This window comes from Actinacidiphila acidipaludis, assembly GCF_019890725.1.
GTDB lineage: Bacteria > Actinomycetota > Actinomycetes > Streptomycetales > Streptomycetaceae > Actinacidiphila > Actinacidiphila acidipaludis.
The window spans coordinates 1-9,342 of record NZ_JAINZZ010000111.1 but is presented as its reverse complement, the minus strand read 5'-3'; the positions used below and the strand labels follow the sequence as shown (position 1 = coordinate 9,342).

5 protein-coding genes and 1 pseudogene are annotated in these 9,342 nt (G+C 73.0%); 5 read left to right on the top strand and 1 reads right to left on the bottom strand.

What is annotated here, in order from left to right; all coding sequences use genetic code 11:
* Positions 1-193: SbtR family transcriptional regulator (locus K7862_RS36610; protein ID WP_443611939.1), on the top strand; the 193-nt coding region annotated here is incomplete at its 5' end.
* Positions 194-362: 169 nt separating this feature from the next.
* On the opposite strand, the gene K7862_RS36605 is transcribed toward K7862_RS36610, so the two are convergent.
* A complete protein-coding gene (locus tag K7862_RS36605; RefSeq protein WP_222970039.1) occupies positions 363-4,325 on the bottom strand; it encodes a S8 family serine peptidase in 3,963 nt (1,320 codons plus the stop codon).
* Positions 4,326-4,694: 369 nt separating this feature from the next.
* Here K7862_RS36605 and K7862_RS36600 point away from each other — a divergent pair, with 369 nt between their 5' ends.
* The 4 genes and pseudogenes from K7862_RS36600 to K7862_RS36585 all read left to right on the top strand — a co-directional run bounded on the left by K7862_RS36600 (position 4,695) and on the right by K7862_RS36585 (position 9,129).
* Positions 4,695-5,744, top strand: a complete 1,050-nt coding sequence (locus tag K7862_RS36600) for a LuxR C-terminal-related transcriptional regulator (RefSeq protein ID WP_308012379.1) — start codon at positions 4,695-4,697, stop codon at positions 5,742-5,744.
* A gap of 295 nt (positions 5,745-6,039) precedes the next feature.
* On the top strand, positions 6,040-7,245 hold the full coding sequence (locus tag K7862_RS36595) for an IS110 family RNA-guided transposase (protein WP_372461730.1): 1,206 nt from the start codon (positions 6,040-6,042) through the stop codon (positions 7,243-7,245).
* 205 nt (positions 7,246-7,450) lie between these two features.
* Positions 7,451-8,287, top strand: a complete 837-nt coding sequence (locus K7862_RS36590) for a helix-turn-helix transcriptional regulator (protein WP_222970035.1) — start codon at positions 7,451-7,453, stop codon at positions 8,285-8,287.
* A 150-nt stretch (positions 8,288-8,437) separates the two neighbouring features.
* Positions 8,438-9,129: pseudogene (locus K7862_RS36585) on the top strand (SDR family NAD(P)-dependent oxidoreductase).
* Positions 9,130-9,342: the final 213 nt, after the last annotated feature.

The window sequence follows — 9,342 nt, the reverse complement described above, 5'->3', positions numbered from 1 at the left end:
GGGCCGCGCAGCCGGCAGCCTTCGCCCCGACGTCACCGCCGAGGACATCGCCGCCGCACTCATCGGCATCTTCACCGTGTTCCCCCCGCCCGCCCACCAGGCCAGAGCCGGCCGCCTGCTCGACCTGCTGATGGACGGCCTGCGGCCGCCGGGGGCCCGGCCGGGCCCCCGCGAACCGCGGGAGACCGCCTGACAGGAACTGCCGGGCCCGGGCCCGGGCCCGCGAGGTGCGCGCCGGAACGGCGGACCTCGCGGGCGCGGGCGGTGGGGTGTGCCGGCCGGGGCGTGCCGGGGAAGGTGGCGCCGCCGCCCGAAGGGCGCGGCCGCGCGGGGTGCTTGCCGGACACGCCCCGGTCCGTAGGTCAGTAGGAGAACCGCTCCAGTCCGGTGCCCCAGCCGTTCACGACCCACCCGGTGCGGGTGTGCGGGTCCAGGAACAGCCCCTGCCGTCCGGTGAAGTCGAAATTGGAGCCGGCGACGGTGGAGTCGACGAGGTTGGCGACCGCGTGGCGGGCCAGCACGGTGCCGGTCGCCGGGTCGAGCACGGTGATCTCGCTCATGGCGTTGTTGTCGGTCTCGACTGCGTTCTCGTAGAGGCTCGCCTCCACGGCGAGGTGACGGGTGGTGTCCAGCGCGGGCCAGACCGGGCCGCGGGTGCCGGTGTCGGCCGTGTGGGCGGTGGTCAGCGTCTTCTGGTCAGCGGTCAGCCAGGTGCCGGTGGGGAAGTCGCCGCCCTCGGGGTCGGGCTGGGCGGCGCCCACGGCCGCGTAGAGCCTGTCGCCCTTGCCGTCGGGCAGCAGCGCCGACACGCACGACGGCATCGAGGTGACGTCCGTGACGGTGCCGGTGGTGAAGTCCGCGCGGACCGCGCCGTAGGGAACGCGGCCGGACAGGCACGGGCCCATGGTGCCGGCGGTGGCGACGAACACCTGGCCGGTGGAGGCGTCCACCGAGACGCTGTTGTAGGAGCGGTAGAGGTTGTGCGGGTTCAGCGCCAGCGGCGTGCCCACCACTCCGGTGGTCATGTCGACCGGCCAGACCCGGCTGAGGCCGCTGTCGGGCTCGTAGGTGGTGACCAGGCCGCGGTGGCGGGCGGCGTCCACCGTGCCGCCCTCCAGGTAGCCGCTGCCGGTGATCAGGTCGGAGAGCGCGGTGACCTTCACCGGAGCCCCGGTGGCGGGGTTCTCCACGTCGATCTCGGCGGTGGAGCCGGCGAACGGGGTGTGGATGATCAGGGCGTGGCCGGTGGCCGGGTCGGTGCCGAGCACCTCCTGCATGGTCTGCCCGTCGGTGGACTCGGCGACGGAATCGCCCGCGGTGCCGGTGGCCAGGTCGTAGCCGGTGGTGGCCGAGCGGTCCAGGTGGTACAGCTGGCTGCCGCCGGTGTAGGTGAAGGCGTCGGTCGAGATCAGCGCCGTGCTTCCGGAGACGGTGAAGCCCTCGATGGTCCCGGTCAACTGGTCGCCGTCGCGGTACTGCAGGAACGACGTCGGGGAGGCCTGGCCGATCGGTGAGCCGTGCCGGGTGGCGAGCACCCGCACCGGGTACTGCAGCCCGGTGGGGAGTTTGAGGGCGGCGAGGTCGAGCACGGTGCGGCCCTTCACCGAGGGGAGCTTGACGGTGAGCGTGGAGGCGTGGTTGAAGCCGTCGTCATCGCGGCGGCTGCCGTTCTGGTTGGTGGCGGTGTTCAGCGAGCCGTAGAGCGTCGGCCCGGGTGACATCACCTCGAACTCGGCGCCGTCCGCGCCGGACACGCCGCTTGCGTCCCAACTCACCGTCGTCTTCGGGGTGCTGCGGGCGGTGTCAGCGGCGTGCGCGGCGGTGTAGCCGGCGGTGGTCAGCAGCGGGGCGGTCGGCCGTTGGTCGGCGGCAGGGCCGATCCGCAGGGCGCGGAAGTCGCCGTAGACCGGCAGCACTCCGGCCAGGAGGGCCTGCTGGACACCGACGCCGTAGAGTCCGGCACCGCCCGCGGTGAAGGCGGAAGCGGGGATCGTCACGGTGCCCTTGGCCGCGGTGAGCGGTGCGGACCACTGGACGTTGAAGTCGTCCACCGCCGCGCTCGGGGTGTAGTGGCCGACGGACGAGAGCACCAGGCGGGGGTGGTCCACGCCGCGTACGCCGGTCAGGTCGTAGGAGACGGTTACCGGCCGGCCGAGTGGAGTGGTGCCGGGGGCGGCGGGGGCGAGCGCCTGGGCGTAGGTGCCGTCGTCGGCGAGGAAGGTCAGCTTCTGCGAGAGCTGCCCGACGACGTTGCCGGCGCGCAGCGCCTGGAAGGTGACGGGCACGCTGCGGGCGGTGCCGGAAGCGAGCGGAAGTCCGGCCGCGCTCAGGATCTGCGTGGGCGTCAGACGCAGGCTCGGCTGCCGGGTGGTGAAGGAGGCGCCGGCGATCTGGACCCGGTAGGTCAGGCCGCCCCGGTCGCCGGTCATGTCGAGGCCGAGGGTGATCGGCGAGACGGCGTTCTGGCCGGAGGGAGTGCCGTTGCCGTCGGCGGGCCCGGACAGGTCGATCGCCGCCGGGTCGGTTGACTCGAAGAAGGCGGTGGCGGAGCCGGTGGGCAGCAGCTGCCGCTGGGCGACGGAGAGCCGGACGGGCTTGGGCGCGATGCGGTAGCGCTTGGCGAGGACCTTCTCCACGGCGGCGGTGACGTCGAGCTGGGTGCCCATGGTCAGCGGCTGGTCGGCCTGCGGCGGCTGGGCGATCCGGCTGCCGGTGGACACCAGCAGGTCGCGGACCTGGCCCGGGGTCAGGCGCTGGTGGGTGGCCTCGGCGGCTTGGAGCACGTCGGCGACGGCGGCGGCGATCTCGGGGGCCGAGGCTGAGGTCCCGCCGTTGAGCACGACCTCGACGTCCTGCGCGGCGCACGGGTTCGAGGTGCACACATGCATCAGGGACGGCAGGTCGTCGCCGGGGGCGGCGAGGTTCACGCGGGTGCCGAAGCCGGAGGAGTAGGCGGCCGAGCCGTTGTAGCGGGTTGTCGGGTAGACGCGCTGCTTGGTGTCGGCGGAGCTCAGCGTGTCGTCGGTGGTGGTGGCGCCGGCCGCGATGACGCCGCTGTCGACCACCTTCGAGGGCGTGGTGGTGGGCTCCACGTCGTCGATGTCGGTCTGGGCGCTTGCCCTGGTGGTGGTGTCGGTGGGGGTGCTGCCGCCGTCGGGGCCGACGGAGACGGGCAGGGCGAGCCGGGTGCCGTCGTTGGAGGAGACGACCACGGCGATCCCGGACTTCACGATGGAGGTCACGGTGGCCCGGATCGTCGGGTCGTCCTCCAGGTAGCGGCCGGGGAAGCCGATCTCCTCGTCGGTGCCGAAGCCGAGGCTGGCGGTGATGACGTTCGGCCGGGGCTTTTGGTTCGCGGCGGCCTTCAGCGCCGCGGCGATGCCTTCGTAGCTGGCCTCCTGCGGCACCACCAGGCGGTACTGGGCGCCCGGGGCGATGCCGAGCAGGTCGGTGGCGCCGGAGCCGGTGGCACCGGGGCGCTGCCGGTCGTGCGGGAGCGGGGCCATCATCGAGAAGTCCAGGAGCACCTCGCCGAGGTTGGGGTCCTGCCCCTCGGTCGAGCCGAGCGGGTCGAGCCGGGCGTTGTTGTCCGCCGTGTAGGTCGGGATGAGCGGCATCGACGGCTCGTCGAGATAGCGCCGGCCGTTCTCGACGACGGTGGTGGGGCCGTAGGCGCGTACGTAGTCGTCACCGTTGTCGGCCATCGACTGGTCGGTGAGGTCACCGACGGAGACGTTGGTGACGATCTGTCCCGCGCCGGGCAGCGCGTGCAGGTAGGCGGCCGCGTCCGCGAAGGCGCCGGCGGCGTCCACGCCCTGGGCGTTGAGGTAGGACTGGAAGGACGTGCTCAGGCCGTCGTTGGCGGGCAGGCCGGGGGCCGCGCCGGGCCCGGGCGCGGTGCGCGCGTCCTGCCGCAGCGCGGCCTTCGCGGCGGTGGGCAGCTTCACCGGGCCGGTGTTCATCGGCTGCACCGGTGCCTGCTGGGCGGCGGCGCCCTGCTGCGCGCCGAGGGTGTACGAGGCCGCGCGGCTTTGCCGGGCGCGGGCGGTCATCGCGGTGGTGGAGGGGGTGATCGTGGCCCCCAGTCCGGTGCGGCCGGCCGAGTGCGGCACCGGGAAGGCGCGGGTGCGGCCCTGCGGGTCGGTGAGGGTGCCGGTGCCGTCGTCGGACCAGACCACCTTCGAGCCGTCGGCGAGGGTGAGGCGGTGCGTCGCGGGCGCGGCAGGTGCCAGGCCGTGGGCGGGCGCGGCGGCGACCGGGCCGGCCGCCACCAGGGGGACCAGCAGGGCCAGCGCGGCGGCTGCCCTTCTTCCATGTCGGTACATCAACATGCTCCTTGCACGAGAGGACTTCGGGCGGCGCGGTGCGGGTCCTTCTGCGTGGGGGGAGCTCCTGCCGGTCCCTGCCGCCGCGAACGCCGGAGGGGTCGGGGGCGGCGCGGCGGTGTACCGGGGTGTGCGGCGGAAGGTTGCTGATCACCTTGCGGCGGGTGTGCCGGCTGGGACAAGGAAATGCCGGTGCGGCTGAGCGCAGTTGCGCTTTGGCGCGACGCACGAGCGGTGCGCCGGGCGGCGGTTGGCCAGGGGATGCCCGGGGTGGGGTGGCTTTGCGGACCCGGTCGCGGCGCCGTGGGAACGCTCCCCCGCCCAACCGGCGTGCGTGGGGCCGGGGTTAGGATCACTGCGATTCCACCGGTGAACGACAGCAGGGGCCGCCCGATGGCCGCGGAGCCGCAGATCCCGCAGGTCCCCTGGAACGGGCTGGGGCTGCCGCCGCTGGCGGGGCGGATCCTGGAGTACCTGGTCGGGCACCCGGAGACGGTTCCCGCCGAGGCGGCCGCGGCCGTGGGCACGTCGGCGTCCGCCGCCGCGCGGGCCCTTCGGCTGCTGGAGTCCGAACTGCTCGCCGTGCGGGTCAGCGGGCGCGGGGCCCGCTGGAGCGCCAGCCCGCCGCGCCCCGCGCTGGGCAGCCTCCTGGCCCGCCGCCGCCAGGAGCTGGCGAGTCTGGAGAACCACGCCGAACTGCTGCACGAGGTGCACATCTCGGTGACCAACCACCGTTTCGCGTCCGACCAGTTCGAGATCCTCGACACCCAGGAACGGGTCACCGCTCGCTACGCCCATCAGCTGCGGGCCGCCCGGCACGAGGTGCTGCACCTGGTGATGCCGCCGTACGTGGCGGCTGTCGACGGGGTGCCGGACCGGCTGGCCGTGCAGGCGGCGGCGATTCGCGCCGGCGTGCGCTTCCGGTCGGTGTACGACAGCGACACCCTCACCGACGAGGTGTCGCTGCAGACCGCGCGGCGCGGTGTCGAGATCGGTGGCCAGGTGCGGCTGTCCAGCGGACTGCCGATGAAGCTGGTGATCTTCGACGGCACCACCGCGATCATGCCGCTGCGGCGGGACGACGCGGCGGCCGGCTCGCTGCTGGTGCACTCCCCCACGCTGCTGCACGTGCTGGCGGCGCTGTTCGAGAGCCTGTGGGGGCACGGGGTGCCCTGGGGACAACAGACCCGCCCGGTGCCGCCGGAGCCCGCCGCCGACACGCCGAACCCGCGGACCCGCGAGGTGCTGCGGCTGCTCTCGCTCGGCATGAAGCAGGAGACGATCGCCCGCACGCTGGGGGTGAGCCGGCGCACCGTGCAGAAGGACATCAGTGACATCGGCACGGCGCTGGGCGCGCGCAACCACTTCCAGATCGCGCTGCTCGCCCAGGAGCGCGGCTGGCTGACCCCCAGCCGCTGAGCTGGCCCTCGGCCTGCCGGGCGCGGCCCCCCCGTTATGTTTTTCGCGGTCCTGCAAGAGGGCCGCTGGCCTCCGGGCCCGGCATGACTTTTGCCCCCTGTCGAACGGATGACCTGGGGGGTGGTGTCACCGGGCCCGAGGGGTGCCGTCGGAGACGCTGATGAGAGGTCCGGCCGCCGCCCGGCCTGGCGCAATGCCCGGCCACCTGCGGGCGGCAGGCCTGCATAACGTGGATGCGCGAGAACGGCCCCGAAGCCCTGGCCAGCACCGTAACGAACAACGTGGGGGCACGGTGATCGACACCAACGACGTGGGCATCTTCCTCGGGCTGGACGTCGGCAAGAGCACGCACCGCAGCCACGGACTCACCCCGGCCGGCAAGAAGGTCTTCGACAAGCCGCTGCCCAACAGCGAACCGAAGCTGCGGGCCGCCTTCGACAAACTCACCGCGAAGTTCGGCACCGTCCTGGTAGTCGTGGACCAACCCGCCTCCATCGGCGCTCTGCCGCTGGCCGTGGCCCGTGACGCGGGTTGCCAGGTCGCCTACCTGCCGGCCCTTGCCATGCGCCGGATCGCCGATCTCTACCCGGGCGAGGCGAAGACCGACGCGAAGGACGCCGCGGTCATCGCAGACGCTGCACGCACGATGCCGCACACCCTGCGCTCGCTGGAAGTAACTGACGAGATCACAGCCGAGCTCACCGTTCTCATGGGCTTTGACCAGGACCTCGCCGCCGAGGCCACCCGCACATCGAACCGGATACGGGGCCTGCTCACCCAGTTCCACCCCAGCTTGGAGCGCGTCCTGGGACACCGCCTTGACCATCAGGCCGTGACCTGGCTGCTGGAACGCCATGGATCCCCTGCCGCACTCAGCAAAGCCGGCCGCCGCAGGCTCGTCGAGCTGATCCGCCCGAAGGCTCCGCGCATGGCCACCCGGCTGGTCGACGACATTTTCGCCGCCCTCGACGAGCAGACCGTCATCGCCCCGGGCACCGGCACCCTCGACATCGTCGTCCCGTCCCTGGCCCGATCCCTGGCAGCAGTCCACGAGCAACGCCGGACCCTGGAAGTCCAGATCAGCCAGCTGCTGGAGGCCCACCCTCTTTCCCAGGTCCTGACGTCGATGCCCGGCGTCGGCGTCAGGACCGCCGCAGTCCTCCTGGTCACCGTCGGCGACGGCAGCACCTTCCCGAGCGCCGCCCACCTGGCCTCCTACGCCGGCCTCGCACCGGCGACCAAGTCCTCCAGAACCTCGATCCACGGCGAGCACGCACCAAGAAGCGGGAACCGGCAACTCAAACGCGCAATGTTCCTATCCGCGTTCGCCGCCCTGCACGACCCCGCCTCCCGCACCTACTACGACACATGCAGGACCCGAGGCAAAACCCACACCCAGGCCCTCCTCCGCCTGGCCCGCCACCGCATCAGCGTCCTATTCGCCATGCTCCGCGACGGCACCTTCTACGACCCACGCCAGCCCGAAGCAGCCACCACATGACCACCCCCGACTGGACGAAAGACATAGAGCCCCCCCCCCGCGGGATCGGGGACGGCGGGCGATCCACGTCGTGCGGGTGGTGCGCACGCTCACGTCGTCACCGTGCGCCGGGCCGCGGCTGCGTCTCGCCCGGCCCGGCGGTTCGACGTCAGGGGACCGGGCCGGCAGGGCCCAGCCGGACCGGATGTACGTGAGGATGGTGTGCATGGATCGACTCGGTGCTGCGCTGCGGGCGTGGCGTGACCGGCTGGAACCCGCGGCGGTGGGCCTGGCACACGGCTCCCCGCGGCGGGTCCCGGGTCTGCGCCGTGCGGAGGTGGCGGCACTGGCCGGCATCTCGGTGGAGTACGTGGTCCGGCTGGAGCAGGGACGGGCGGGAACACCCTCGGCGCAGGTCTGCTCGTCCCTGGCCCGGGCCCTGCAGCTGTCCGACGACGAGCACGCCCACCTCCTGCGCATGGCCGGGCACGCGGCGGATCCTGGCCGGGTGCCACGGATGATTCCGGGAAGCCTGCACCGGATCGTGGACCAGCTGGCCGGCAACCCGCTGGCGGTCTACGACGCCACCTGGCAGTTGCTGCACTGGAACCCGCTGTTCGCCGCCACCTTCGGCGATCCCGCGGCGCCCGGCGCGGGCGATCGCAACGTCCTGGTCCGGCAGTTCCTGGGCGAGCTGCCCCGCGTCCGGCAGACGGCGACCGAGCGGGCCGCATTCGAGGAGTCCCTCGTCGCCGACCTGCGCGCGACGACGAGCCGGTACCTCGACGATCCGGACCTGGCCGCGCTGGTGTCGAGGCTGCGGCACAGCCCGCGGTTCGGCGAGCTGTGGAGCCGCCGGGCGGTGGGCGGTCACCAGAGCGCCCACAAACGCGTCCGGCACCCGGACGTGGGCGACATCGCCTTGAACTCCGACATCCTCAACACCCAGGACACCAACCTGCGTCTCGTGGTGTACGCGCCGCAGCCGGGAACCGGCGCCCGCAGCAAACTCGAACTCCTCGCGGCCATCGGGGTCCAGAGCATCTCCTCCTCCCAGGGCTGACGGTCCGCCCGCGCCTCGCCCGGCCGAACGGCCGCTGGGTGGTACGCGCGGTACCAGGAAGTTCCGTGGCTCCCACCGTTCCCCGCGGCGACCCAGCATGAGCTGTGTGAACAGCGCACGAGAGCGCTGTTCTTACCACGAGGAGCCGGCATGACCACCACCTTCATCACCGGGGCCAACAAGTCCCTCGGATTCGAGACCGCTGCCCGCCTCATCGACGCGGGGCACACCGTCCTGCTCGGCGCCCGCGACCGCGAGCGCGGCCGGGCCGCGGCCGCGTCGCTCGGCGCGCGGTTCGTCCGGATCGACGTGACCGACGACGCCTCGGTCCGGGCCGCGGCCGCGGACGTCGCCGAGCACGAGGGCGCGATCGATGTGCTGGTCAACAACGCGGGCGTCCTGGGCAGGGTCGGCCCCCCGAGGAGTACACCGCAGCCGACATGAGCGCCGTGCTCGACGTGAACGTCGTGGGGATCGTGCGTGTCGTCCACGCCTTTCTCCCCCTGCTGCGCAGGTCACCGAACCCCGTCGTCGTCAACGTCGCCAGCGGGATGGGCTCCTTCGGCATGACCCAGGACCCGGCACGGGTGGAGTCGCAGTACACCCTGCCGCTCTACAGCGCCTCGAAGGCCGCGGTGCTGATGCTCACGACGCAGTACGCCAAGGCGCTGAAGGACGTGAAGGTCAACGCCGCGGACCCCGGCCAGACCGCGACCGACTTCACCAGCGGACTCGGACACAGCGTCAGCGACGGGGCCGACTCCATCGTGACCCTCGCCACGATCGGACCAGACGGCCCGACGGGCCGGTTCATCGACCGGTCCGGCCCCCTCCCCTGGTGAAAAACGCACCCGGGCCGAGGGGTGACGCGGGCGCGGGAGGCATCAGCGAGCCGGGCGACAAGAGCCCGGGCCCGATCGCGGCGGGGCCGCGAGCAGCGGCGGGCAGAAGCCCGTGAGGCAGGGCCCCCGCCACAGGGCGTCGGCGGACCCGGCCTCGGCTGTCACCCCCTCGGGAAGCCCGCCCCCCGCGGGCCCCCCCCCCCCCCGTCCCTC

Coding starts and splice junctions, on each gene's coding strand:
- K7862_RS36605 (WP_222970039.1), bottom strand. CDS start 4,325: ATGTACCGACATGGAAGAAGGGCAGCCGCCGCGCTGGCCCTGCTGGTC.
- K7862_RS36590 (WP_222970035.1), top strand. CDS start 7,451: ATGGATCGACTCGGTGCTGCGCTGCGGGCGTGGCGTGACCGGCTGGAA.